At 67.5% G+C, this 25408-nt stretch carries 17 protein-coding genes; 9 read left to right on the top strand and 8 right to left on the bottom strand.

Going from position 1 to position 25408, the window contains the following annotated elements:
- Positions 1-404: 404 nt before the first annotated feature.
- The 4 genes from ACG00Y_RS04125 to ACG00Y_RS04110 are packed head-to-tail and all read right to left on the bottom strand — an operon-like array spanning position 405 to position 4665.
- The gene (locus tag ACG00Y_RS04125) at positions 405-1862 is read right to left on the bottom strand and encodes a sigma-54-dependent transcriptional regulator (protein WP_394476256.1); all 1458 of its coding nucleotides are present in this window, start codon (positions 1860-1862) and stop codon (positions 405-407) included.
- Positions 1859-3544: a sensor histidine kinase gene (locus ACG00Y_RS04120; protein WP_394476254.1), complete on the bottom strand. Its 1686-nt coding sequence runs from the start codon at positions 3542-3544 to the stop codon at positions 1859-1861. Before ACG00Y_RS04120 ends, ACG00Y_RS04125 begins: the two co-directional genes overlap by 4 nt.
- Before the next feature lie 3 nt (positions 3545-3547).
- Positions 3548-3802 (bottom strand): PP0621 family protein, encoded by a 255-nt coding sequence (locus ACG00Y_RS04115; protein ID WP_394476253.1) that lies wholly within the window; start codon positions 3800-3802, stop codon positions 3548-3550.
- Positions 3799-4665, bottom strand: coding sequence for a cytochrome C assembly family protein (locus tag ACG00Y_RS04110; RefSeq protein WP_394476251.1), 867 nt, complete (start codon positions 4663-4665; stop codon positions 3799-3801). Before ACG00Y_RS04110 ends, ACG00Y_RS04115 begins: the two co-directional genes overlap by 4 nt.
- A gap of 55 nt (positions 4666-4720) precedes the next feature.
- On the opposite strand from ACG00Y_RS04110, the gene ffh reads away from it, so the two are divergent.
- Positions 4721-6103: a signal recognition particle protein gene (gene ffh / locus ACG00Y_RS04105; protein ID WP_394476250.1), complete on the top strand. Its 1383-nt coding sequence runs from the start codon at positions 4721-4723 to the stop codon at positions 6101-6103.
- 65 nt (positions 6104-6168) lie between these two features.
- Here the strand turns inward: ffh and ACG00Y_RS04100 are convergent, their stop codons facing one another.
- Both ACG00Y_RS04100 and ACG00Y_RS04095 read right to left on the bottom strand, forming a co-directional pair.
- The gene (locus ACG00Y_RS04100) at positions 6169-7692 is read right to left on the bottom strand and encodes an MBOAT family O-acyltransferase (RefSeq protein ID WP_394476248.1); all 1524 of its coding nucleotides are present in this window, start codon (positions 7690-7692) and stop codon (positions 6169-6171) included.
- A gap of 13 nt (positions 7693-7705) precedes the next feature.
- Positions 7706-8845, bottom strand: a complete 1140-nt coding sequence (locus ACG00Y_RS04095) for a hypothetical protein (RefSeq protein WP_394476246.1) — start codon at positions 8843-8845, stop codon at positions 7706-7708.
- A gap of 558 nt (positions 8846-9403) precedes the next feature.
- Here ACG00Y_RS04095 and ACG00Y_RS04090 point away from each other — a divergent pair.
- Positions 9404-9934 carry a hypothetical protein gene (locus ACG00Y_RS04090; protein WP_394476245.1) on the top strand — a complete coding sequence of 177 codons (531 nt, stop codon included), beginning with the start codon at positions 9404-9406 and terminating at the stop codon, positions 9932-9934.
- Here ACG00Y_RS04090 and ftsY read toward each other — a convergent pair whose 3' ends face one another.
- Positions 9935-11059, bottom strand: a complete 1125-nt coding sequence (gene ftsY / locus ACG00Y_RS04085; protein ID WP_394476243.1) for a signal recognition particle-docking protein FtsY — start codon at positions 11057-11059, stop codon at positions 9935-9937.
- A 124-nt stretch (positions 11060-11183) separates the two neighbouring features.
- Between ftsY and ACG00Y_RS04080 the strand changes: the two genes are divergently transcribed.
- From ACG00Y_RS04080 to ACG00Y_RS04060, 5 genes are all read left to right on the top strand, one after another.
- Positions 11184-15095, top strand: coding sequence for a beta-galactosidase (locus ACG00Y_RS04080; RefSeq protein ID WP_394476241.1), 3912 nt, complete (start codon positions 11184-11186; stop codon positions 15093-15095).
- Between the two features lie 37 nt (positions 15096-15132).
- Positions 15133-16296 carry a beta-galactosidase BglB gene (gene bglB / locus ACG00Y_RS04075; protein WP_394476239.1) on the top strand — a complete coding sequence of 388 codons (1164 nt, stop codon included), beginning with the start codon at positions 15133-15135 and terminating at the stop codon, positions 16294-16296.
- Positions 16297-16394: 98 nt separating this feature from the next.
- Positions 16395-18056 (top strand): MFS transporter, encoded by a 1662-nt coding sequence (locus tag ACG00Y_RS04070; RefSeq protein ID WP_394476237.1) that lies wholly within the window; start codon positions 16395-16397, stop codon positions 18054-18056.
- Positions 18057-18067: 11 nt separating this feature from the next.
- Positions 18068-19321, top strand: coding sequence for a rhamnogalacturonan acetylesterase (locus tag ACG00Y_RS04065; protein WP_394476236.1), 1254 nt, complete (start codon positions 18068-18070; stop codon positions 19319-19321).
- Between the two features lie 16 nt (positions 19322-19337).
- Positions 19338-20585 (top strand): serine hydrolase domain-containing protein, encoded by a 1248-nt coding sequence (locus tag ACG00Y_RS04060; protein ID WP_394476234.1) that lies wholly within the window; start codon positions 19338-19340, stop codon positions 20583-20585.
- 308 nt (positions 20586-20893) lie between these two features.
- On the opposite strand, the gene ACG00Y_RS04055 is transcribed toward ACG00Y_RS04060, so the two are convergent.
- Positions 20894-22039: a M12 family metallopeptidase gene (locus tag ACG00Y_RS04055; protein WP_394476232.1), complete on the bottom strand. Its 1146-nt coding sequence runs from the start codon at positions 22037-22039 to the stop codon at positions 20894-20896.
- A gap of 300 nt (positions 22040-22339) precedes the next feature.
- Between ACG00Y_RS04055 and ACG00Y_RS04050 the strand changes: the two genes are divergently transcribed.
- A complete protein-coding gene (locus ACG00Y_RS04050; RefSeq protein WP_394476230.1) occupies positions 22340-24166 on the top strand; it encodes a rhamnogalacturonan lyase B N-terminal domain-containing protein in 1827 nt (608 codons plus the stop codon).
- Between the two features lie 164 nt (positions 24167-24330).
- A complete protein-coding gene (locus tag ACG00Y_RS04045; RefSeq protein WP_394476228.1) occupies positions 24331-24996 on the top strand; it encodes a hypothetical protein in 666 nt (221 codons plus the stop codon).
- Positions 24997-25408: the final 412 nt, after the last annotated feature.

The following is a 25408-nucleotide window of genomic DNA, read 5'->3' as shown; positions in this document are numbered from 1 at the left end:
GGTATTTCGTCCCTGCCGGTCCATTGCCCGACCGGCATTCCGGCGGGGTCCTCGGCTGCGCTGCTGCGGGCGGCAAGCCACGTCAAACAGCGATTCCAAGGGGAGGGTCATGGGGTCGACTGGGTTAGCAGGATATCACGAAGGGACACTATATCTATGGCCCGACGCCCCCTCAAGCACTACCCCTAGTGTCAAACCCTGTCGGCGATTCCGCTGGAAAAACGCTCTGCGCGCGCCGTGGGCCGATCAGATCGGGGATGTCCGTGCGAGACCCGCATCAGCACTGGGCTGGCGGGCCGAACCTGCCCGCAAAGCCGCGCCGATGCTGGCGTTGCGGCGACGCGGCCACAGCCGTGCTCGGTGGCCGAGAAGTTCAAGCAGGGCAAATACCGAGCAGGGATTTCTCAGCTGTCGTCTGCGGAAATCGCCAGCCGCGCCATGCGGTAGCGAATCTGCCGCAGCGACAACCCCAGGCTGGCCGCCGCCGCCGTGCGGTTGAAGCGGTGCGCCTCCAGCGCCCGCAGCAGGATGGCGCGCTCGACCTCGTCGAGGTAGCGCGCCAGGTCGCTCGGCAGTTGCTCGGGCAGCGACAGCCCTTCGGCCACCGGCGCGGCTGCCAGCGGCGTGTCCAGCGCCGCGAACTGCGACTCGCTGCGGCCCTCGTCCAGCAGCGTGTCCGGCAGGCCCAGGTCGTCGGCGTCTATCCACTCGCCGCCGGCCAGCGCCAGCGCGCGGTGCAGCAGGTTCTCCAGCTCGCGCACATTGCCCGGGAAGGCATAGCGCGCCAGCGTCTGCAGCGCGCCGGTCGTCAGCCGCGGCGTGGGCGACACGCCGGCATCCTGCGCGATGCGGGCCAGCACGCGGTTGCTGATCAGGCCCAGGTCCTCCAGCCGCTCACGCAGCGGCGGCACGCGGATCTGGATGACGTTAAGCCGGTAGAACAAGTCCTGGCGGAAGCGGCCCGCCGCCACCTCGGCTGCCAGGTCCTTGTGCGTCGCGCTGACGATGCGCACATTGATCGGCGTCTCGGCCGTGGCACCCACCGGCCGCACCGAACGCTCCTGGATGACGCGCAGCAGCTTGCTCTGCATCGCCAGCGGCAGGTCGCCGATCTCGTCGAGGAACAGCGTGCCGCCGTCGGCCGCCTGGAAGAAGCCTTCGCGGTCCTCATTCGCGCCGGTGAACGCGCCCTTGCGGTAGCCGAAGAACTCGGCCTCCAGCAGGTTCTCGGGAATGGCACCGCAGTTGACGGCGACGAAGCGCTGGCCGGCGCGGGTGCCATGGTCGTGGATGGCGCGGGCCACCAGCTCCTTGCCGGTGCCCGACTCGCCCTGCACCAGCACCGGCGCCATGCTGCGGCCCACCTTGTCGACCAGGGCCCGCACGGCGCGGATGGCCGGCGACTCGCCCACCAACCGCAGCGCCGAAGCGGACGCCGTCGACGCGGCCTCGGCGGCCGGCGCGGGGTCCGGCGCGCGCGCTGCCGGCTGACGGCCCAGCGCCGAGCCGACGACGAGGCGGAACTGGCGCAGGTCCACCGGCTTGGTCAGGTAGTCGAAGGCGCCGGCCTTAAGCGCCTCCACCGCGTTCTCGGCCGAGCCGAAGGCCGTGATGACGATGGCCTTCTCGGGCCGGCCCGCCTGATCCAGCCAGCGCAGCAGCGACAGGCCGGAGCCGTCGGGCAGCTTCATGTCCGTGATGACGGCGCCGTACTGCTCCGCCTGCAAATGCGCCAGCGCCTCGGCGACGGAGCCGGCGCTGTCGATCTCATAGCCCTCGCGCAGCAGGGTCAGCTCGTACAGCGTGCGCAGGTCCGGCTCGTCGTCGACGACCAGCAGGCGCGCAGGGGAGGCAGCGTTCATGTCGGCTCGGACTCGGGGATGGGCTTGGGCGTGCGCAGCCGCACGCAGAACTCGTTGGCCGCCGCATCGGCAGCGCGCCGGAACTCGATGCGGGCACCATGACGCTCGCACAACTCGCGGCAAATATAGAGGCCCAGGCCCGAGCCGCGGCTGCGCGTCGAGAAGAAGGGCTCGAAGAGATGCCGCTCGACATCCGCCGGCACCGGCGCGCCGGCGCTGCGCACGACGAGATCCAGCGCATCGCCCTGGCGCTGCAGCGACACGCGGATCGCACCCGCGCCGTCATCGGCATGGCGCTGCGCGTTGTCCAGCAGGTTGACGAGCACGCGGCGCAGATGCTCGGCATCGAACAGCCCCGTCAGGCCCGCTGCGGCGATCTGCAGGCGGAAGCGGCTTGTCGCACCGGCCTCGATGCCGTTGACCACGACCCAGTCCACGCAGGTCTCGTGCACCAGGGTGCTCACGTCCAGCGCCTGCGTGTCGGGCTGCATGCCGGGCGCGATCTCGGTCACATCGTCGACCAGCCGCTTCAGCCGCTGCACGTTCGACGCGACCATGCGCGTCAGCTGCTCGGCGCGCATGCCGGCCACGTCCTCGGCGATCAGCGCATTGGCCTGGGCGATGGCCGCCAGCGGATTGCGGATCTCGTGCGCGATGCCGACCGACACGCGGCCCATCGCGGCCAGCTTTTCCTGCCGCGTGCGGGCCAGCAGCGCGCGGTTGTCCTCGACGAACATCACGCACAGCTCCTCGCTGCCCTCGCGCTGGCGCGTGAAGCGCAGCCGCAGGCGCAGGCTGCGCGTGACGCCGCCGTCCAGCGGCAAGGCCACGTCGATCTCGGTGCCCGCGCTGGTCGCGCCGCCCGCATAGGCCCGCTCCAGCGCCTGCACCAGAGCCTGCCAGTCGGCCCGGCCGCGCAACTGCCAGCTCAGTTCACCGTCTGCGGCGCACAGCAGCGCGCGCGCCGCCGGGTTCATCGCCCGCACGCGGCCGCGGCGGTCGACGACCAGCACACCCTCCTGCATCTCGTCGATGACGAGGCGGTTCAGCGACTCTTGCTGGCGGGCGAGCGCCAGGCTGCCGCGCGCAGCCTTCTCCTCGCGGGCCAGGCGGGCGCTCAGCTCACCGGCCAGCAGGCTGACGGCGAACAGGCCGCTGCCCACCAGCCCAGCCTGAGTCGTCTTCAGCCCCACATCCACGCCGCTCAGCAGCGACCAGGCCGCCGCCGCCAGCAGGCCCAGCGTGGCCATCGCCGCCGTCGCCAGCGCCAGCCGGCGCGGGCACAGCACGGCGGCCATCAGCACCGGCATGACGAACAAGGCGCCGTAGTTGACGCCGCTCGGGTCCAGCGCGTGCAGCACGCCGAACAGGATCAGGTCCATGCCGACGGCGCTCCACCAATGCGGGCTGCTGATACGCGCCAGGCTGCGCGCCGATGCGCCTCGGCGCAGTTGCGGCAGCAGCCACAGCGCGACGGCGGCGGCGGCATAGGAGGCACTGAGCGCCAGCGTGGAGGGTGCAGGCGGCGCCGACAGTACCGAGGCGATCAGTTGGGCGCCGATCAGCGCCAGGCCCAGCGCCGCGCGAGCGGCCAGGAAGGCGCGGTAGAGGCGGTCGAAGGCAACGCTGCTCTCGGCCGGCTCGGCCGGCGGGGCTTCGACGAACCAGCTGCCCGGGACCACCCTTCAGCCCCGGCCCTCGCGGGCCTCGAAGCTGTTGCGGTGACCCGCGCTGCAGAACACACCGCCCTTGCCGGGCAGGGACTCGTCGGCCGGCAGGTGCATGCCGCACTCGGCACAGCGCAGCATGGCCTGCGGCGCATCGGCTGCCTTGGGCGAGGGTGGCTTGCTGCGCACCTCGGGCTCGCGCGGCCGACCGCGCTTGACGCCGATGATGAAGATGATCAGCGCCAGCACCGCCAGCCACAGCAGGTACTTCATGCGCCCCCCCCCCCGCCCAGGCCGCGCTGCAGGATGACTTCGAACACGAAGCGCGAACCGGCGTAGGACAGCAGCAGCAGCGCCGCGCCGGCATAGAGCCAGCGTGTCGCACGACGACCGCGCCAGCCGTAGATGCGCCGGCCGACCAGCAGGCCGGTCAGCACCAGCCAGCCCAGCACGGCGAGCAGGTTCTTGTGGTCCCACTTCCAGGCCGGCGTGAACCACCAGCCCAGCAGGATGGCCAGCGACAGCACGCCCACGCCGGCAGCGACGAACTGGAAGGTCAGCCGCTCCAGTTGCAGCAGCGGCAACCCCCCGGGCGTGGCCTGCTTGTGGCGCAGGCGGTTCTCGGCGCGGTTCATCAAGGCCGCATGCAGCACCGCCACGCCGAACAGGCCGTAGGACGCCAGGCCCAACACCCAGTGCAACGGCGCCCAGGGCGAGGCCGCCTGCGGCCGGCTCTCGCCCGGAAAGCCCCAGGCCAAGAGCACGGCGGCCGCCGCCAGCCAGGCCAGCACGCGGCGAACGCTGTGCAGCGGCAGGAAGCGGCTTTCGATCAGATAGACAGTCAGCACCAGCCAGGCCGTCATCGACAGCGCGGGCGCAAAACCGAAGCGCGCGCCCGGCGTGGCCAGGCCGAAGCCGCTGATGTCGATGAACAGGGCGACGAACTGCGCCGTCCAGGCCAGCGCCATCGGCGGCACCGAGCGCAGCGGCGGACGTGCCGCTGAGTCCACCTCACCGGCACGGGCGCGCAGCAGGCCGACCCAGACATAGCCCAGCAGCGCCAGGCCGCTGGCGACGGCCAGCGCGACGCCCGGCCCGACGACGGGGTCTCCTGGGAGAGCGGGCGATAAACTCATGGCCGCAGTGTACTTTTGGGCTCCGCGCGTTCTGCCGGACCGCCCCTCCAATTCCATGGCTTCCAACCTCACCGACCGCCTGAGTCGCCTCGTCAAGACGATGCGCGGGCAGGCCCGCATCACCGAGACCAACGTGCAGGACATGCTGCGCGAGGTGCGCATGGCCTTGCTGGAGGCCGACGTGGCCCTGCCGGTCGTGCGCGACTTCATCGCCCGCGTGAAGGAGAAGGCACTCGGCCAGGAGGTCGTCGGCTCCCTGAACCCGGGCCAGGTGCTGGTCTCGGTCGTCCACAAGGAACTCGCCGCGACCATGGGCGAGGGCGTGGCCGACATCAACCTGGCCGCCCAGCCGCCCGCCGTTATTCTGATGGCCGGCCTGCAGGGCGCCGGCAAGACGACGACGACGGCCAAGCTGGCCAAACACCTGATCGAGAAGCGCAAGAAGAAGGTGCTGACGGTCAGCGCCGACGTCTACCGCCCCGCCGCCATCGAGCAGCTCAAGACCGTCACACGCCAGGCCGGCGCCGAGTGGTTCGAGTCCACGCCCGACCAGAAGCCGCGCGACATCGCGCTGGCCGCGCTGGACTACGCCCGGCGCCACTACATCGACGTGTTGCTGGTCGACACGGCCGGCCGCCTGGCCATCGACGACGTGTTGATGGCCGAGATCAAGGACTTGCACGCCGTCCTGAACCCGGTCGAGACGCTGTTTGTCGTCGACGCGATGCAGGGCCAGGACGCGGTCAACACGGCACGAGCCTTCAAGGAAGCGCTGCCGCTGACGGGCGTCATCCTGACCAAGCTGGACGGCGACTCGCGCGGCGGCGCGGCGCTGTCGGTGCGGCAGATCACCGGCGCGCCGATCAAGTTCGCCGGCGTTTCGGAAAAGATCGACGGCCTGGAAGTGTTCGACGCCGACCGCCACGCCGGCCGCGTGCTGGGCATGGGCGACATCGTGGCCCTGGTCGAGCAGGTCACGGCCAACGTCGACATGGCATCGGCCCAGGCCATGGCCGAAAAGCTCAAGAGCGGCAGCGGCTTCGACCTGAACGACTTCCTGCAGCAGATTGCGCAGATGAAGAACATGGGCGGCCTGGGCGGCCTGATGGACAAGCTGCCGCAGAACATGATGGGCAACAAGCAGCCCGGCCAGGCCGACATGGACCGCGCCGAGCGCGACATGAAGCGCATGGAAGGCATCTTGCGGGCGATGTCGGCCAAGGAGCGCCGTCAGCCCTCACTGCTGATGGACGGCAAGAGCAAGGCCAGCCGCAAGCGCCGCATCGCCGCCGGTGCCGGCGTGCAGATCCAGGACGTCAACCGCCTGCTGAACCAGTTTGACCAGATGCAGCAGATGATGAAGAAGATGAAGGGCGGCGGCCTGATGAAGATGATGAAGCGCATGGGCGGCATGAAGGGCTTGCCGGGCATGGGCTGACGGGCACGCAGCGTTGGGCTAGCGACGCCGGCATGGCCGCATGCCAACGGCGGAAACGCGCTGGATCAGAACTGAAAATACAGAAACTCGCGCACCCGGTTGATCAACAGGCAGCACGGGAGCGCAAGTCCCACGACGATCACCAGCCGCCACGTGTCGTGCTGAAACGCCGCAAGCGCGGCCCGACGCACGCGGCCGCCCGCGCCATCCGCTCGGTCAGCCACAAGCCCCGCGAGAGCCTGAGCGTTTGGCAGGAACAGCGCGACCCAGGCTGCCACGGCAACCAGCACCGGCTGTGCAGGCCAACTCAGCGCCAGTGTTCCGCCATATCGCTGCGCCAGATCGACCGGCAGAGCACTCAACAAGCCGATCGGCAACACGACGCCATGGAGCCCCGCCATCCCGCCCAGCACCATCCACGCCCGGTCGATGGAGTCCGCGCGGAAAAACACCCAGCCAACAACCACAGCCAGGAAGGTCAGCGCCCAGAACACCCAGCGCGCGAGCGGGCCATCGCCGGCCTGTGCGGGCCACCACCGAGACTGCACGGCCCGCCAGGCGTGATTGACCAGCAGGTACGAGCCATGCAGGCAGCCCCAGACGAGGAAGGTCCAGCCGGCACCGTGCCATAGACCACCGAGGACCATCGTGATCATCAAGTTGCGATAACGCGTCAGCGCCCCCTTCTTGTTGCCTCCTAGCGGCACGTACAGGTAATCGCGCAGGAAGGTGGAGAGCGTGATGTGCCAGCGCCGCCAGAAATCAATGATGCTGACGGATTGGTAGGGCGAGTCAAAGTTGAATGGCAATCGAACGCCAAAGATCAACCCAAGCCCCACAGCCATGTCGGAGTAGCCCGAGAAATCGAAGTAGAGCTGGAACGTGTAGGCCAGCGCCGCCGCCCAAGCGTCAATCAGATTGGGGGCTACGGGCACGTCGAACACCGGGCCGACGAAGACCGACAGTTCATCGGCAAGCAACAGCTTCTTCGCCATGCCGATGACAAACAGCGTGACTCCGAGATCGATGCGGCGCCAGTCCACCCGGTAGGTGTCGTCGCTCTCGAACTGCGGAATCATCTGTGCGTGATGCAGGATAGGCCCCGCGACCAGATGGGGGAAATAGGTCACGAACAGCGCATAGTGGATCGGGTTGCTGTGCTTGACCTTCCCTTGATACGTATCGACCAGGAAAGCGATCTGGGTGAACGTGAAGAAGGAGATGCCGACAGGCAATTCGGGCGCCGGCGGGATGCCCGAGAACAGACCCACCGACGCCAGCGCGCTCGCCGCAAACGCGACATACTTGAACCAGCCCAGCAGCAGCAGATTCCCGATGATGGCCACCACCAGCGCAAAGCGGCGCATGCTGCCGGAGGCGGCAGCGATCCAGTGGCCAAGCGCGAAGTTCGAAATGATCGATGCGACGAGCAGCGGCAAGCTCTTTGCATCCGACAACGCATAGAAGGCGAACGAGCACAGGGCGAGCAGCGCCGCTGCCCATGACTTCGAATGGCGACCCACACCGTAGTGGCAGATGAGGGCAATCGGAAGGAAGACGAACAGGAAGTCAAACGAGTTGAAGAGCACGTCGACGCCCCTGTCAGTGTTTCCGGACGACCGACAACTGCTCCGGACGCGTCGCCAGGAAGGCAGCGCGGTCCAGGGCCAGTCGGCTCAAGTAGCGGTCAATGTTGTTGGTGCCAAGTTGCAGTGGCCAGCCGAAGCTGTCTGGCGCCATCGACTCCAGGATGGGTTGCAGTGCCAATCGCCCGAGTTCGGCCTTGAAGTGCGAGGTCTCGACATGCCACTTCATCGTGCCGCTCACATCCGTCTCGGCAGGAATCGGCTCCATGCTTCGTTCGTCGTAGGTGAAAGCGGCCCACAGACGAAACTTGCTGCGCGACTGGCAGTCGGCCGCTGCTTGGTCACGCACGTCCAGAAGTGTTCTAAGCAAGCTTTCGAAGAAGCGCGCGCCATACGCGTAGTTGAATGCTTCCTGCAGTCGCACGTGATAGGGCATGACGAGCAGGTCGACGGAGACGCCGCGCCCGCACGACAGACTCAGCATGCGTTTCAGCGCATCGACATTGGCCTGCACCCTCGGCTGCATCGCATGCGCCGGTATCGGCACAAGGGACTTCTCTGCTCTCAAGCTCGCATGCCGGACATTGCGCTGGCCCGTACCGGGCGCAGCCTCCGAACCGAGCGGAATCGCATTCAGCCGATGCTCCAATTCGGCCCAAACCATCACGCCATTGATGGACAGCTTCAACGCACGCCACATGTCCAGCGCCGGCCCGCCAGGCTCGCCGATGTTCAGCGTTCTCAGTTGAGGCAGGACGCTTTTCGTGGTGAACATCTGCGGATCGAGACCGACGATCAGCCGGCTCGGCGCATGACGCAACAACATTTCGCGGAACAGCAGTTCCGTTTCGACCAAGTTGAAACCTGGTGCCGCTACGTTAAGCATGCCGCCAGCCACATGCTGGTCTTCCGCGCGAAAACCCACACTAGACCTTGAGTTTCCCAACACAAAGGTGTCCGCCGATGCGCCTCGAATCTGCTGGATTGAACGCGCCGCAAAGTCAAACGGAAACTTCGCCGGCCGCACGGCCCTGACCTGCCAGGGCAGCAGCCCATAGGCGTTGAAATAGGCATTCACCGCACACAGCAAGCCTGCGAAGAGGACAAACGACAGCGTCACGATCCACACAAGACGGCGTGAAGTCGCTGCACCCATCGAGGGCGCATTAGCGAGTGTCTGTTCTGGTGGTTGCCGATGCATTGCCGCCCGTCCCGCCGCTGGATGCGCCGGGCAATGAATGTGTCGTCCGCTCGTCTCGGCGCGCTTACAGCCCGATGCGAATCTCAGTTGTCGCAGTCCTACGACACGATTCTATGAGTGATCGAATCTGGTCCAGTGCTAGCTGCGCGCAATATATCGCAAGGTCTCAGAGCCATCCCTTCCAAAGTCTTTCGAGCTTGATCTTCTAACCTACTGATTGCATGGGATCTTCGTTCGAAGCCGGAGCTAAAGATCTGGCAGGAAGTCATTGAGCGATTCGAGCAGCAAGCGCGGGGAGTCAACCGCCTGCTGAACCAGTTCGATCAGATGCAGCAGATGAGGAAGAAGATGAAGGGCGGCGGCCTGATGAAGATGATGAAGCGCATGGGCGGCATGAAAAGCTTGCCGGGGATGTGACCCGCAGCGGGGACCTTGGTGGAAACACCTGACCCCCACGCTTGAAGGCGGGCTGTGCATGGTCAAGCGGCACCAACGCCGCTACCGTCGCGCGCCATGCTGAACCTCCACCTGCCCAGTGCCGTCGGCGCCTGGCTGAGCCGCTTCACCAAGCCGGCCGACGCGCGTCATGCAGACCTTGGCGACACCGTCGTCCGCTGGCCACCCACTGCCGCCCGCGTGCTGGCGAGCGCGGAGCGCCATGCCCACAAGTGCATCGCCCAGGCGCTGGTACTGGAACACCCCAAGGGCTTCCTGCTCGCGCATGTGCCGCTGCACAAGCTGGTGCGCGTGCCGGCCCATTCCTACCGCGAGTGGCTGTCCCGCACGGGGCTGCTGACGGTGGACTTCGCGCTGTGCGACGAGCACGGCGTGGTGCGCTCGGTCGTGCTCATGCCCATTGCCGACGAGCAGGCCCGCCACCTGCGCAAGCGCGAGCGACTGCTGCGCGTGCTGGCGGCTACCGAGCTGACGGTCACCCAGTGGGACCGCGAATGGCAGAGCGAGGAGGCCGGCCCATTGCGCGACCGGCTGTTTCCCAGGCTGCGCGGCGCCGGCTACTACGCCGACACGCCGCACGCGCACTGACTATTCGAGCAGCGCCCGCGCGAACTCCCGCGCGCTGAAGGTCTCCAGGTCTTCCAGCTTCTCGCCCACGCCGATGAAGTAGACCGGCACCGGCCGCTCACGCGCGATGGCCGCCAGCACGCCGCCCTTGGCCGTGCCGTCGAGCTTGGTGACGATCAACCCCGTCAGGCCCAGCGTCTCGTCGAAGGCCTTGACCTGGTTGAGCGCGTTCTGGCCGGTGTTGCCGTCCACCACCAGCAGCACCTCGTGCGGCGCGCCTTCCTGGGCCTTGGTGATGACGCGCTTGATCTTCTTCAGCTCCTCCATCAGGTGGTTCTGTGTCGGCAGGCGGCCGGCGGTATCGGCGATGACGACATCGGCACCGCGCGCGCGGCCGGCGTTGACGGCGTCGAACGAAACGGCCGCTGGGTCGCCACCCTCCTGGCTGATGATCTCCACCTTGGCGCGGTCTGCCCAGACGCCCAACTGCTCACGCGCGGCCGCGCGGAAGGTGTCAGCGGCGGCCAGCAACACCTTCTGGTCGGCCTCGGCCAGGTGGCGGGTCAGCTTGCCGATGCTGGTGGTCTTGCCGGCGCCGTTGACGCCCACGACCATCATGACGGTGGGCTTGTGGCGGCCCACTTCCAGGCCCTTCTCCAGCGGTGCGAGCAGTTCGGCCAGCGCATCGATCAGCAGCGCGCGCACGGCCTGCGGGTCGCTGGCCCTGGCGTCCTTGACGCGGCGCTTCAGGTCGTCGAGCAGGAACTGCGTGGCCTTGACGCCGGCATCGGCCATCAGCAAGGCCTCTTCCAGCTCCTCGTAGAGCTGGTCGTCGATCTTGGTGCCGGTGAAGACGCCGGCAATGCTGCTGCCGGTCTTGCGCAGGCCGGCGCGCAGGCGGTCCAGCCAGCCCTGGCGCGGGGCGGCGACCGGCTCCGGCTCCGGCTCCGGCTCCGAGGCCGGTGGTGGCGGGGCGGTGGGCCGGGCAGGCAGCGGCGCGGCCGGGGCGACAACGGGTGCGGGCACCGCAACCGGCGGCGGCACCGGCGCCGGGCTGGCCGGCTTGGTGACCCATCCCTCGGGCAACAGGGTCGGCGCCTCGTCGATGGGCGCAGGCGCGGGCGCCTTCTTGAAGAAACTGAACATAGGCAGCCATTGTCCCTTGCCGCCGCGACAAGCCCTTGACGCCGGTTTCTCGCACGCGCTTGATTTTTTGCCGGCATGGAACCGGGTGAAACTGCCGGAAGCTCCCCGCACTCCCGGTCCGCTCATGCCTGCTGCTTCCGCCTTGTCGCCCCGCTCCGCCCTCCGGTTGGTCTCGCTGGCCGCCCTGTTGCTTTGTGCAACCGTGCAGGCGCAGGACCTGCCCGGCCAGCAACCGCCCACCGCCGTCAGCACGCCGGCGCTGCCGGTCAAGCCGGTCGTCAAGGGCGAGAAGACCTTCCTGATGTCGGCCTTCATGGCCACGTCGCAGAACAAGCTGAGCCTGTTCTCGTCCACCGACGGCGTCACGTTCACGTCGCTGGCCTCGGAGGCGTACCAGCCGCCCAAGGACTTGCTGCGCGACCCGTCCATCATCCGCGCGGCCGACGGCCTGTACTACATCGCCTACACGACCAACTGGGACGGCTCCTCCTTCGGCATCGCCAAGTCGGCCGACCTGAAGAGCTGGACGCACGTGGGCGACGTGAGTGTCAAGCTCCCCGGCGTCACGAACGTCTGGGCGCCCGAATGGTTCCGCGACGCGGATGGCAGCCTGAAGCTGGTCATGAGCCTGTCCAAGACCGGCACCAAGGGCCCGTTCGCCGCCTACTACGTGAAGGCGCTGGACGCGAGCTTCACGAAGTTCTCCGACCCCGTGCCCATGCAGGGGCTGGAGAAGAACTTCATCGACACCTTCGTCGTGCTGGACGGCGGCCGCTACACCGCGTTCACAAAGAACGAGACCACCAAGCACATCGAGCTGGCCACCGCGCCGTCGCTGGACGGCCCCTGGACGCTGCAGAAGACCGGCGACTGGGCCGGCTGGGGCAACTGGACCGAAGGCCAGGCGCTGGTGCCCATCAAGGGCGCGGACGGCAAGCCGGGCTGGCGCATCTACTTCGATGAGTACACGACCAAGCGCTACTGGTACTCGGACAGCTTCGACGGCTTCCAGACCTGGACGGCCAAGAAGGAACTGGGCGGCGTGTCGGGCACCGTGCGCCACTTCACCGTCATCTCGGAAGACACCGCGCAGCTGGAGCGCGCCACCGCCCCGAAAGCCAAGCCGAAGAAGATCGCCTGGGACCGCCACTCGCTGATCATCGACGGCAAGCGCGAGATGATCTTCGGCGGCGAGTTCCACCCCTTCCGCCTGCCCTCGCCCGCGCTGTGGCGCGACGTGCTTCAGAAGATGAAGGCCTCGGGCCTGAACACGGTGGCCTTCTACTTCGCCTGGGGCTACCACTCGGCCAAGCCGGGCCACTACGACTTCACGGGCATCCGCAACGTCGAGCGCGCGCTGGAGATCGCCAAGGAAGAGGGCATGTACGTCATCGCCCGCATGGGGCCTTACGTCAATGCCGAGCTGACCGCCGGCGGCTTCCCCGGCTGGCTGCTGCGCCAGCGCGCCGAGGCCCGCACCGACGCCGCCGACTACCAGGCCGCCACCGACGAATGGATGACGCAGATCAACGCCATCCTCGCGCGCCACCAGATCACCAACGGCGGCGGCAACATCGTGGCTTACCAGTTGGAGAACGAGCTGTTCGCGGTGAACCCGAAGAACATCCGCCACATGCAGCACCTGGCGGACAAGGCGCGCGCCGATGGCATCACCGTGCCGCTGTTCCACAACGCCGCGTCGCGCCTGCCGGACTGGACGCCCAAGACCTCCACCGCGCCCTTCGCCAACCCCGGCCCGACGGACATCTACGCCTTCGACGGCTATCCCGGCGGCGTCTGCGACGTGTTCGGCACGCCCGGCACGCCCGCACCGGCGCCCGACTGGGGCATCTACGGCAAGAACTTCCCCAAGGTCGGCTCGCTGGCCTCGCCCAACACGCCGGGCTTCGTGGCCGAGATCGGCGCGGGCTGGTTCGACTACTGGGGTTCTAACGGCACCTATGAGTGCACCGCCAAGCGCCAAGGCCCGGGCTATCAGCGCGTGTTCTATGGGTCAAGCCTCATCAACTCGCTGACCATCCACTCCATCTACATGGCGTTCGGCGGCACCAGCTGGGGCTGGCTGGCGGGCCCGGTGGTCTACACCAGCTACGACTACGGCTCGCCCATCAACGAGAGCCGCGTGATGCGCGACAAGGCCTATGTGCTCAGGCAGATGGGCAGCTTCGTGCAGGCCGCCACGCCGGTGCTGGCGGCGCAGGACAAGGCCGAGCCCATCGACCCGGGCAACGCCAAGATCCGGCTGTATCACAACATCAACAAGGCGCTGGGCACCCACGTGCTGCTGGCCCAGCACAACCACCTGAGCGGCACCGAGGCCTTCAACATCAAGCTGCAGACGCGTGACGGCAGCTACGCCATCCCGCAGGCCGGCAAGCTGACGCTGACCGGCCAGGACGCCAAGATGCTGCTGGCCTCGTATGCAATGGAGCGCCAGCACCTGGTCTATTCCACGTCGGAGATCCAGACCCACCTGCAGCAAGGCCCGCGCGATGTGGCGCTGCTGTACGGGCGAGACGGTGACGACGGCGAGACGGTGCTGCGCTACTCGGCCAAGCCGACCGTGAAGTTCCTGCGCGGCAACGCGCAAGTGAACTGGGACGCCAAGAGCGGCGACCTGCGCCTGAACTATGCGCACAAGGGATTGATCGAGGTGCTGATCAGCGGCGGTGGCCGCGCGCCGCTGTTGCTGCTGCTGGCCGACGAGAAGACCGGCTGGGAGTTCTCGCGCCTGAAGGTCGGCGAGCAGGTCGTGCTGGTGCGCAGCCCGGCGCTGGTCCGCACCGCCGCCATCAACGGCAAGACGCTGGCGCTGACCGGCGACACGACGCAGACCAGCAGCCTGCGCGCCTGGGTGCCCGAAGGCATCACCGGACTGAGCTTCAACGGCCAGGCGGTCGCGGCGAGCGCTCAAGACAGCAGCCTCGTCGCCCGCGCCACGCTGGCCGGCCCCGACGCCGTCACGCTGCCCGACCTGGCGAAGACCGCCTGGACGCGCCGCTTCGACTCGCTCGAAGCCGACCCGAAGTTCGACGACAGCGCCTGGCGCAAGACCGACGCGCCGGTCTCGGCCGCCAACGTCTACACCGCCACCGACAAGGGCCAGCCGGTGCTGGCGATGAGCGACTACGGCTTCCACCATGGCGATGTCTGGTACCGCGGCCGCTTCAAGACGCTTGAGGCCAAGCCGCTGCAGCTGGAGCTGTTCTTCGGCGGTGGCGGCGCGGGCGTCATCCAGGTCTGGGTGGACGGCAAGTTCATCGGCCAGCAAGACCTGGACACCGGCCGACCCTTCCCCGAGACGACCGACACCTTCCGCCAGACGTTGAAGGACCTGGCACCGGGTGAGCACGTCATCGCCGTCGTCGTGCGCAACAACTCGCACAACTGGGACTTGTTCGCCGACGACGTGCACAAGGAGGCGCGTGGCCTGATCTCCGCCTCCCTCACGCCCAAGGGCGGTACGCGCTTCGGTACGCCCATCGCCTGGAAGATCCAGGGCAACAAGGGCGGCGAGGACATCGCCGACCTGGTGCGCGGCCCGATGAACAGCGGCGGCCTGCATGGCGAGCGCATGGGCTGGCACCTGCCCGTCGACCCGGCCAAGCCACAGCAAGGTTGGGACAGCACGACACCGAATGCCGCCCCGCCCGCACCCGGCACCTACTGGCTGCGCACGACCTTCAAGCTGGACATGCCGCAAGGCCATGACGTGCAGCTGGGCCTGGCCTTCGGCGACACGAGCAAGCCGCGCTCCGAGGTGGAGAACCGCGCGCTGATCTTCGTCAACGGCTGGAACATGGGCCAGTTCATCGCCCACATCGGCCCGCAGCGCGTGTTCGTGCTGCCGCCGGGCATCCTCAACCCCAACGGCGACAACACGCTGACCCTGGCCGTCACGACCGATGGCGCGGCAGCCAACGCGCTGGAGGCCGTGCGCCTGGTGCCGCTGGCCGTGGCCCGTGGCGGCGTGCCGCTGGAGCCGGTGCCGCAGCCGCGCAACCTGCAGCGCTGACCTCTTTACCCAAGCAGTACCCGAGAGAGACAACACCATGTCCAACCAGATCCTCAAGCCCGTCGACTCTTCCAAGATCCATCCGCTGCTGGCCCACCACACGGCACACCTCGGCGCGGACCGTGACGACATCCGCGGCGCCATTGACCGGCTGATCCACAACCTCATCAACATCGAGGACAAGGACGGCAAGTTCCTGCTGCGCCTGGACGACGGCCGCGTGCTGGACACCAAGGGCTGGAACGGCTTCGAGTGGACCCACGGGGTGGGCCTGTACGGCGTCTACAAGGTCTGGGAGCTGACGGGCGACCGCAAGGCCTGGGACATCATGACCAGTTGGTTCGAGGCGCGCTTCAAGGAGGGCATGCCCAGCCGCAACATCAACACGGTGGCGCCCTTCCTGACGCTGGCCTACCTGTTCGACCGCACCGGCGACCGCCGCTTCCTGCCCTACATCGACCGCTGGGCCGAGTGGGTCTACCACGAGCTGCCCCGCACCGAGGAAGGCGGCTTCCAGCACATCGTCTACAACAGCGTCAACCATCAGCAGATGTGGGACGACACGCTGATGATGTCAGTGCTGCCGCTGGCCAAGTTCGGCCTGCTGCTGAACCGCCCGCACTACGTCGAGGAAGCCAAGCGCCAGTTCCTCGTCCATATCAAGTACCTCGCCGACCGCAAGACGGGGCTGTGGTTCCACGGCTGGACTTTTGACGGCCGCCACAACTTCGCGAATGCGCTGTGGGCGCGTGGCAACTCGTGGGTCACCATCGTCATCCCTGAGTTCCTCGAACTGCTGAACCTGCCCGAGGGCGACGCCTTCCGTCAGCACCTGGTTTCCACGCTGGAGGCGCAGGTCAAGGCCCTGGCGCAGTTCCAGTCGCCGTCGGGCCTGTGGCCGACGCTGCTGGACGACCCGACCTCGTATGACGAGGCGGCAGCTTCTGCGGGCTTTGCCTACGGCATCCTGAAGGCCGTCCGCAAGGGCTACATCTCCAAGGACTACGAGGCCTTTGGCGTGAAGGCGGCGCTGGCGGTGCGCAAGCACATCAACGACGCGGGCGAGCTGACGCAGGTGAGCTTTGGCACGCCGGTGTTCAACACGCTGCAGGAATACAAGGACATCCCGCTGACGTCCATGCCCTTCGGCCAGGCCATGGCGCTGCTCGCGATGGGTGAGCTGCTGGTCCGCTTCATCTAAACCCTGTAGGGAGGGTCGCGACCCGCCAACACGGGCGGCCAGCCGCCACCAAACGGCGGGTCGCGACCCGCCCTACACCCTTCATCCAAGAAGATGTGATGCAAAAGAACCTCCACCCCGCCGCCCGCCAACCCACCTGGATCAACTACTGGGGCTGGGGCTCCGGCGACATGCTCGGCGCCGGTGCCCAGGCCGTCATCACCGGCTGGCTGTTCTATTTCTTCACGACCTTCTGCGGCCTCAGCGCCGCCGAGGCCGGCATGGTGCTGGGCCTGCCACGGCTGATCGAGGCCATCACCTGCCCGCTGATCGGCTATGTGTCCGACAACCTGCGCCACACCTGGGTGGGCCGCAAGATCGGCCGGCGCAAGATCTTCCTGCTCATCACCATCCCGCTGCTGCCCAGCTTCGCGCTGATCTTCCGCACCGGCCACACCTTCTACTACTACCTGCTCGTCTTCATCTTCTTCGAGCTGCTGTACACGATGTTTCTCATCCCCTGGGAGACGCTGGCAGCCGAGATGACCAAGGACTACAAGGAGAAGGCCAAGTTCGCCGGCGCCCGCATGATCGTGGCGCAAAGCTCGGCCATCCTGGCGTCCTACCTGCCCACGCTGCTGATCAGCCACTTCGGCGGCAAGGACTCGCCGGACACCTTCTTCTGGATGGCGGCGATCTTCGGCTGCATCTTCTCGGTCGTCGTCACCATCGTCGTGCTGACGAGTTGGGAGCGACCCTATGGCACGCGTGAACAGGCCGTCATGTCGCAGACCTATGGCGGCTTCAACCTAAAGGCGGCGCTGGCCATCCCGGTCAAGATGTTCCGCGACCTGTTCTCGACGCTGAAGATCCGCGCCTTCCGCCAGCACCTGTCCATCTACCTGGGCGGTTATCTGTCGCAGGACATCTTCAACAGCGCCTTCGCCTTCTTCGTCGCGACGGTGCTGATGGGCGCGACGCTCGTCATCTCGCAGCTGATGACAGTCATGTACGTGGCCCAGCTGGTCTCGGTCATGGTGGCCATCCAGATCGTCATCCGCACCGGCCCCGTGCTGGCCTACCGGCTGGCCGCCTCACTGTTCGGCGCCGCGCTGCTGCTGTATGCCGTCTTCTATCTGGTGCGACCCGAGGGCTTCGACGCGGGCTTCAAGGCGCTGGGCACCAGCGTCTTCGCCTCGCTGGACCCGACGCGCCCCGAGTTCTCGCTCAGCCTGCTGTTCTGGCTGTTCATTCCCATCGTGCTGGCGGGCCTCGGCCGCGGCACGCTGAACTTCGTGCCCTGGTCGGTCTACAACTACCTGCCCGACGTCGACGAGGCCGTCACCGGCCAGCGCCGCGAAGGCATCTTCGCCGGCGTGATGACGCTGGTGCGCAAGCTGGCCCAGAGCGCCGCCATCATGGCCAGCGGCTGGATCATCGACTGGGGCGGCTACATCAAGACCAAGCCGGGCGAGGTCGTCGTGCAAAGCGCCGAGGCCGTGCAGACCGTCACCGCGCTGATGGTCGGCGGGCCGCTGCTGATGCTGGTGCTGGGCGCCATCGCATCCTGGTCGTTCCGCCTCAACGCCAAGACGCATGCGGTGCTGGTGCACGAGGTCGAGCGCCTGCGCAACGGCGCCACCGAGGCCGAGACGGACGAGAACCGCAAGATCGTCGAAGACCTGACCGGCTGGCCCTACGACAAGCTGTGGGGTCGAGGCAGCGGCCACGTCGCAGACTCCACGCTGCACACGCCGCAGGACAACCCGACCCGGCCGTGAGGGACTGACACATGCGCTTGCTTCTCCCCTTGCTCCTCAGCGCGCCTCTGTACCTCAGTGGCTGTGCTTCGCCGCCGCCCGCAGCCGCCAACGCGCTCAACTTTGACCTCGCCACCACGCCCGAGCCCACCTACAGCCGCGAGCGCGGCAGCGGCTTCGAGCCCGGCGCACCGCGCAACGCGGCTGGCCAGCCGAGCTTCTTCACGGTAGATGTGCCCGCCGAGGGCAACTACCGCGTCACGGCCACGCTGGGCGGCCCCACCGCCAGCGACACGACGATCAAGGCCGAGCTGCGCCGCCTGATGCTGGACGGCGTGCAGGTGCCCGCCGGAGCCATGCAGACTCGCAGCTTCGTCGTCAACGTGCGCACGGCCAACATCGCTGCGGCGCCCGGCATCGAAGCCGGCGTCGTCAAGCTCAAGGCCCCGCGCGAAACCAAGGACGAGATCTGGGCCTGGGACCAGCGCATCACGCTGGAGATCAACGGCAGCCAGCCCGCGCTGCGCAAGCTCGTCATCGAGCCGGTGAACGTGCCGACCATCTTCCTGCTGGGCGACTCCACGGTGGCCGACCAGTCGCGCGAGCCCTACAGCAGCTGGGGCCAGATGTTCACCGCCCTGTTCAAGCCGACCGTGGCCGTGGCCAACCATGCTCAGTCGGGCGAGACCTTCCGCGACTCGCTCTCGCGCCGGCGCATCGACAAGATCCTGTCGCAGCTGCAGCCCGGCGACACGGTGCTAATGCAGTTCGGCCACAACGACCAGAAGCAGCAGAAGGACGGCAGCGGCAACGCCGAGACCTACAAGGCCGAACTGCGCACGCATGCCGAGCGCATCCTGGCGCGCGGCGGCGTGCCGGTGGTGATGTCGTCGATGGAGCGGCGCAACTTCGACGCCGAGGGCCGCCTCAAGCCCAGCCTGCTGGAGTACGCCGACGCCGCGCGCGCCGTGGCCAAGGACATGAAGCTGGCCTTCATCGACCTCAATGCGATGAGCCAGCAGTTCTATGCGGCCTTGGGCGTCGAGCGTTCCAAGGCGGCGCACCCGATCAACGCCGGCAAGATCGACAACACCCACCACAACAACTACGGCGCCGATCAGTTGGCGCGTTTGGTGGCACTGGGCCTGAGGCAGGCCGGCGTGCCGGTGGCGGCGCAGCTGAGGGATGATCTCGGCCCGATTGACCCGAGCAAGCCGCAGCCGCCCGAGCAGTACCGCGTGGCCACCAGCCCGGGTTTCACGCAGCAACGCCCGCTGGGCGATTGAAGAACACCCAAACCGCATGAAGTTCCACGTTCTCGCCCTGGCGCTGGCCTGCGCCGCGCTGACCCACGCGCCCCTCACGAGCGCCGCGCCGCCCAAGGCCACCGCAGCCGTCAACGCGCAAGGCTTCTCCCCCGAGCGCCTAAAGCGCCTGGACGCCGCCATTGACGAGCAGATCGCCAGGCAGCAGCTGGCCGGCGGCGTGATGGCCGTGCTGCGCGACGGCAAGCCGGTCGTCTTCAAGGCCTTTGGCCAGCGCGACATCGAGAACGCCCAGCCGATGCGCACGGACACCATCTTCCGCATCGCCTCCATGACCAAGGCGCTGACCTCGGTCGCGGTCATGATCCTGTACGAAGAAGGCCGCTTCCTGCTGAAGGACCCGGTCGCCAAGTTCCTGCCGGCCTTCGCCAACGTCCAGGTCGCCAAGGCGGACGGCGGCACCGAGAAGCCGCGCCGGCCGCTGACCATCCACGACCTGCTGACCCACACGTCCGGCATGAGCTACGGCGCCGGCCCGGCCAAGGCCGCCTACGAGGCAGCGAGCATGAAGGACTGGTATCTCGTCGGCAACGACGAGACGCTGGAGCAATGGACGAACCGCTTCGCCGCCCTGCCCTTGCAGAGCCACCCGGGCGAGCAGTTCATCTACGGCTATGCGACCGATGTGCTGGGCCGCCTGGTCGAGGTCGTGTCCGGCCAGCCACTGGATGCGTTCATCAAGGCCCGCATCACCGACCCGCTGCGCATGCCCGACACCGGCTTCTCGGTGCCGCCCGAGAAGGTGGCGCGCCTGGCCAATGTCTACGGCCTGGAGGGCGGGCAGCTCAAGCTGATGGAGACATCTGCCAAGAGCGACTTCGTCAACGGCCCGCGCAAGCTCATGTCCGGCGGCGCCGGCATGGTGTCCACGGCGGGCGACTACACACGCTTCCTGCAGATGCTGCTGAACAAGGGCGAGCTGGACGGCGTGCGCGTGCTGGCGCCCAAGACGGTGGCGCTGATGACGGCCGACCACCTGCGCGACAAGTCGCGCGGCGACGCGGACGGCTTCGGCCTGGGCTTCTGGGTCAACGTGAAGACGGGTGGCTTCAGGGAGCTGGGCAGCGAAGGCGCATTCGGCTGGGGCAGCGCCTACTTCCCGCAGTACACGGTGGACCCGAAGGAGCGCCTCATCATCCTGCTGATGACGCAGCTGCGCCCGGCTGGCAACTCCACCCTGGCCTTGCGCGTGCGCAACCTGACCTACCAGGCGCTGATCAAGTAGAGCCTAGATCCGGCAGTCGGGCATGCCCGAGGGGCTGAGGCCGGACACAAGGAGTCCTGAGGACTGCTTGTGCCTGCCGAAGGACGGAGCGTCTCGCTCCGGCATGGCGAGGCGGGCCGGTGGCAAGGCGCGCCGACGAAGTGGGCTGATGCCCACGAGGAGAAGCAACGCAGCCAGCGGCTCGAAGCGCCAGACCAGCGGGCGTGCAGCGGTGGTCACCGAAGTGGTGATGGTCGACAGGTGCGCACGGTCTTTAGTCGCCGAGACTTTCGATGTGTAGCAAGCGGTCGACTGCCGGGTCTAGGCTCCTACCACCACATCACGGCGGTCTCACCGGCGGCCGCTGCGTAATACATCCGCACCCGCAACACATAGCGCCGCCCGCGCTGCAGCCGCAGCTTGATCTGCGCGTTGCGGTCCTCGCCGCTGTCGTCGTCGCCGCCACGGAACTTCAGCTCGCCGGCCACGTCCTCGAACAAGGCCAGCAGCGTGTCGGACTCACCGAAAGTCGCGAGCTGGTAGTTGCGCGTGCGCGGCGGTGCGATGCGCAGGTCGATCTGCTGGCCGGCCGCGATCTTCAGCCGGCGTGACTCGGCCAGCACCAGGTCGCTCAACTCCTCCACCGGCGGCTGCGCCGGGTAGATCTTGCGCACCTGGGCCACGTCGCGCGCAGACAGCCCACCGGCCGGCTGCAGCGGCTCGACGCGGAACTTGGCCGGCTGCTGGATGAGCCCGGCGCCGAAGGGGTAGTGCATGACCGAGTCCGGGTCCCACGAGGTGCCCTCGACGGTGGACTCGTCGAGCTTGCGCAGGATGTTGAAGTGCGTCTTCTGCCGCGACCAGTTGTTGGGCGGCGCAGCCAGCGCGGCATAGACCTTCTCCTCGTCCCAGACGATGCCGGAGAAGGGGTTCTGGTGCTCGTGGTTGAAGCCCAGCGTGTGGCCGATCTCGTGGACGGCGGTGTCGAGGTCCCGCGTCACGTCCCAGCCGATGTTCATCGTCCGCTCGCCGGCCGCCACGTCACGCACCGCGCGGCCGAGGTAGGACCAACTGCCGTCACCGGCCATGAAGCCGATCCGCACCATCGCCTGCTCGCGGCTGGCCACCTCCTTGAAGCGCACGCCCAGGCCCAGCTTGGCCCAGACGTCGAAGGCCTTGCGCACCGCCTGCTTCTGCTCGGCCGGCCCGGCCCAGGGCACGAAGCGGCTGCTGCCGTCGGCCAGCAGCACGTTCTGGCCGTCGCCGGGCTTGTCGTAGAAGTAGTAGGTCAGCTCGGTGCCGTTCAGCCACTTGTCGCGCATCGTGTTGATGGCGGCGGCGCGTTCGCCGGACAGCAGCGGCCCGGTCGCAGCCGGCAAGCCCGGGCGCACATTGCAGTAGTGGAAGGCATAGCGCGGCGCTTGCGCGGCCTCGTCGGGCGCGGCGCGGCGTGCGGGGTTGGGTGAAGTGGCCATGAGGGGCTCCCTTGAATCAAGTGGTGGCCTTTGACCTTAGGCGCTGGCCGCGCCGACGCGAGCCACAAACTTGGGGGCAACCCGGGGTCGGCGTCCTTCCGATGCAGGAGGAGACATGGCCATTTAAGCGCCCGGAGCGCCAATGCGATCGTGTGCGGTTATCGCTCGGCTGCCTCGCACCGTACCTGCATGAAACGCTCAAGCGATTGACCACCCGCGCGGCAGTCCCCTCCCTAGAGTCCGCCCCGGCTGAGCGCAAAGCCTCAGACCGTGAACAACGACACAAGACCAGGAGACTTCATGAACACGACAAGCACGCGCCTGCCTTTGGCGCGCTGGCTGGCCGCAGGCCTGCTCGCTGCAGCAACACCTGCAGCGATGGCAGCCTTCAGCATCACCACCGTCCACGACAGCAACAACGCGGCCCGGCCGCAGTACATCATCGACACCGATGGCGGCCTGGTGTTCAAGGTGCGCGGCTGGGACGCCAGCAGCACCACGGCCATCGGCGACATCTCCAGCATGGTCTACAAGGGCGTGGAATACGCCGACCCGTCGCGTGGCACACAGCTCAACTCCGGTGCGGACTGGCTGTACACCGGCGTCGGCGCCGTGGGCCTGAAGGTGGAAGCCGTCAATGCCGACGGCACCGTCATTCCTGCCTCCACCGTCAACCGAGGCGTCGTCAACGCGACCGACTACATCCGCGTCACCCTCACCAGCACCAGCACCAAGGGCGGCGTGCTGACGCACTACTACGTGGTGAAGCGAGGTGAGACCAACATCCACATGGGCACGCACTTCACCGAGCAGCCCGACGTGCACGGCCTGGTGCGCTTCATCGCCCGCATCCCCGTCTCCAAGCTGCCCAACGGCGGCCCGGCGCACGCCGCCGGCGGCCTGATCAACTACGGCGGCCAGAGCTTCTGGGCCGAAGACCTGCGCGGCACCAGCGGTTCCATCGAAGCCAGCGATGTGTTCGGCTTCCCGAGCACCGACCCGCGCGCTGGCCAGACCCGCTCCAAGCACTACGCCAACCGCCGTCTGAAGGACTGGGAGTTCGTCGGCGGCAGCGGACCCGGCGTGGGCATCTGGTTCTGGCGCGACAACAACGAAGGCGGCTCCAGCGGCCCGTTCTACCGCAGCCTGCTGCAGCAGATCACCAGCACCACCAACGAGTTGACCTACATCGTCAACTACGGCGAGGCGAAGACGGAGCCCTTCCGCCTGAACGTGCTGAACACGTACACGATGATCTTCAACGACGGCACGGCGCCGACGGCAAGACCTGACACCAGTTGGTACGGCCAGGTGGGCCTGGTGGGCTATGTGCCGCCGGTGGGCCGAGGCTCGGTCAGCGGCGCGGGCCTGACGGGTCGCCTGGCGGGCCTGCCTTACACGGTGGGTTTTGCCAACGCGCAGGCGCAGTACTGGGCCGATGCCGACCCCGTGGACGGCCGCTTCACGGCCACCGGCATGCTGCCGGGCGAGTACACGATGACCGTCTACAAGGGCGAGCTCGCTGTGCAGACAGGGTCGGTCACGGTCACCGCCAATGCCAACTACGCGATGAACCCGGTGGCCATCACGGCCGACCCCGAGACCACGCCAGCGCTGTGGCGCATCGGCCGCTGGGACGGCACGCCGCAGGAGTTCATCAACGGCGACAAGCTGACTTTCATGCACCCGAGCGACGTGCGCATGGCGCCGTGGACGGTGGCCCCCTTCGTGGTGGGTCAGTCCAACCCCGCGATGCACTGGCCGGCCTACCAATGGCAGAAGCACAACAACGGCCTGCAGGTGCGCTTCGTGCTCAGGCGCGGTCAGAACACCGCAGCTCTGCGGCTGCGCCTGGGCGTGACGGCGGACTTCAACAGCGCCCGGCCCGTGGTGACGGTCAACAGCTGGTCCTCGGGTATCCCACCGGCGCCGCCCAAGGTGTCGCGCAACCTGACCGTGGGCACCTATCGCGGCTTCAACCGCACCTACAGCTTCGACATCCCGGCCAGCCAGCTCGTCGTCGGTACCAACACGCTGACCATCAACATCGCCAGCGGCACGGGCGGCGACAACTTCCTGAGCCCGGGTCTGTCCTTTGACGCGATCGACCTGGTCGCCGTGAACTGAGGCCCCTCGCCTGGTCTGGCCGCGCTGAACGCGGGCCAGCCCAGTCGGTCCCCCGAGGGGACGGCGATGCCTGCGGCATTGAGCCGCATGCACATCGCCATCGCGGGCCGGCTTGGGAGCGGCCCGGCGCTTGGCCCGAATACAACAGAGATCACCACACCATCATGAAAACCAAGCTTCTTTCTGTTATCGCCGCACTGATCGCTGCGCCCGCCACCGCCGCCGTCGTGCAGACCACCGGCTTCGGCAGCGCCACGCCGGGTGCGAAGCACCTGACCTATACCGCCGACTTCGCGGCCAACACCAACCTGGACAGCCCCTGGTCCGAAGGCGGCCTGATGTTCACGCACACCGGCTTCGCGAACGACAACGGCGGCTGCGGCTATGCCGGCGAAGTCTGCGTGGATGTGCCGGCCGGTCAGAAGTACAGCGAGTCCTTCTCGGGCAACTACTTCGCCACGGCGGGGACGAATGCCTACCTGTCCATCAAGAGCGAAGGCCCCACGCTCCACGGCATCGAGTTCGCCGTCGACTCCGGCTACCTCAACATCCATGTGCTGTGGCAGACCTGGCTGGACGGTGCGTTGACCGGCAGCGGCAAGGTCTCGCTGGGCGCAGCAGGCATCGGCGATGTGCTGGGACTGAGCGACATGGCGGGCTTCACCGAAGTGCGCGTCTTCGCCTTCGACAGCGCCAGTGACAACAGCGGCTACAGCACACCGGCGATCGACAGCGTGAGGGCGTTCACGGTGTCGGAGCCGGGGTCGTTGGCGTTGGCGTCGCTGGCCGGGCTGGGCCTGCTGGGCGCACATCGCCGCAAGCGCGGCTGATTTCGCCCACGCAAGTCAGAAGGGCCGGTCTCGCAAGAGGCCGGCCCTTTGTCGTTGAAGCGGCTGATGTGCCGACCGGTGTAGGGCGGGTCGCGACCCGCCGTTTGCATGCCTTGCACCGATGCTGGCGGGTCATGGCCCGCCCTACACGGCTGTTCGGCTGTTCCGGGGCCTCCCCTTCAAAACCGCCGAGAAGCGCAGAAGCCCAGGGCGTGCGCGCAGCGCACTTCAAGAACTGACTCGCGACGCTTGTCTGAACGGAGCGTAGCGAAGTGAGTTCGGCGCGGCCCTGGGCTTTGAGCATCGCAGGGGAGCCCGCAGGGCCGGTTTTGCAGGGGAGAGCTTTTTGCTTACTTTTTGGCGGCGCAAAAAGTGAGTCGGCCGCCGGGACGAAATCCCGGCTGGGCCTTGC

It is taken from the genome of Pelomonas parva (assembly GCF_043555835.1).
GTDB classification, from domain to species: Bacteria; Pseudomonadota; Gammaproteobacteria; order Burkholderiales; family Burkholderiaceae_C; genus Pelomonas; species Pelomonas parva.
The sequence above is the reverse complement of the archived record's forward strand: the minus strand, read 5'-3'. Positions and strand labels throughout refer to the sequence as shown.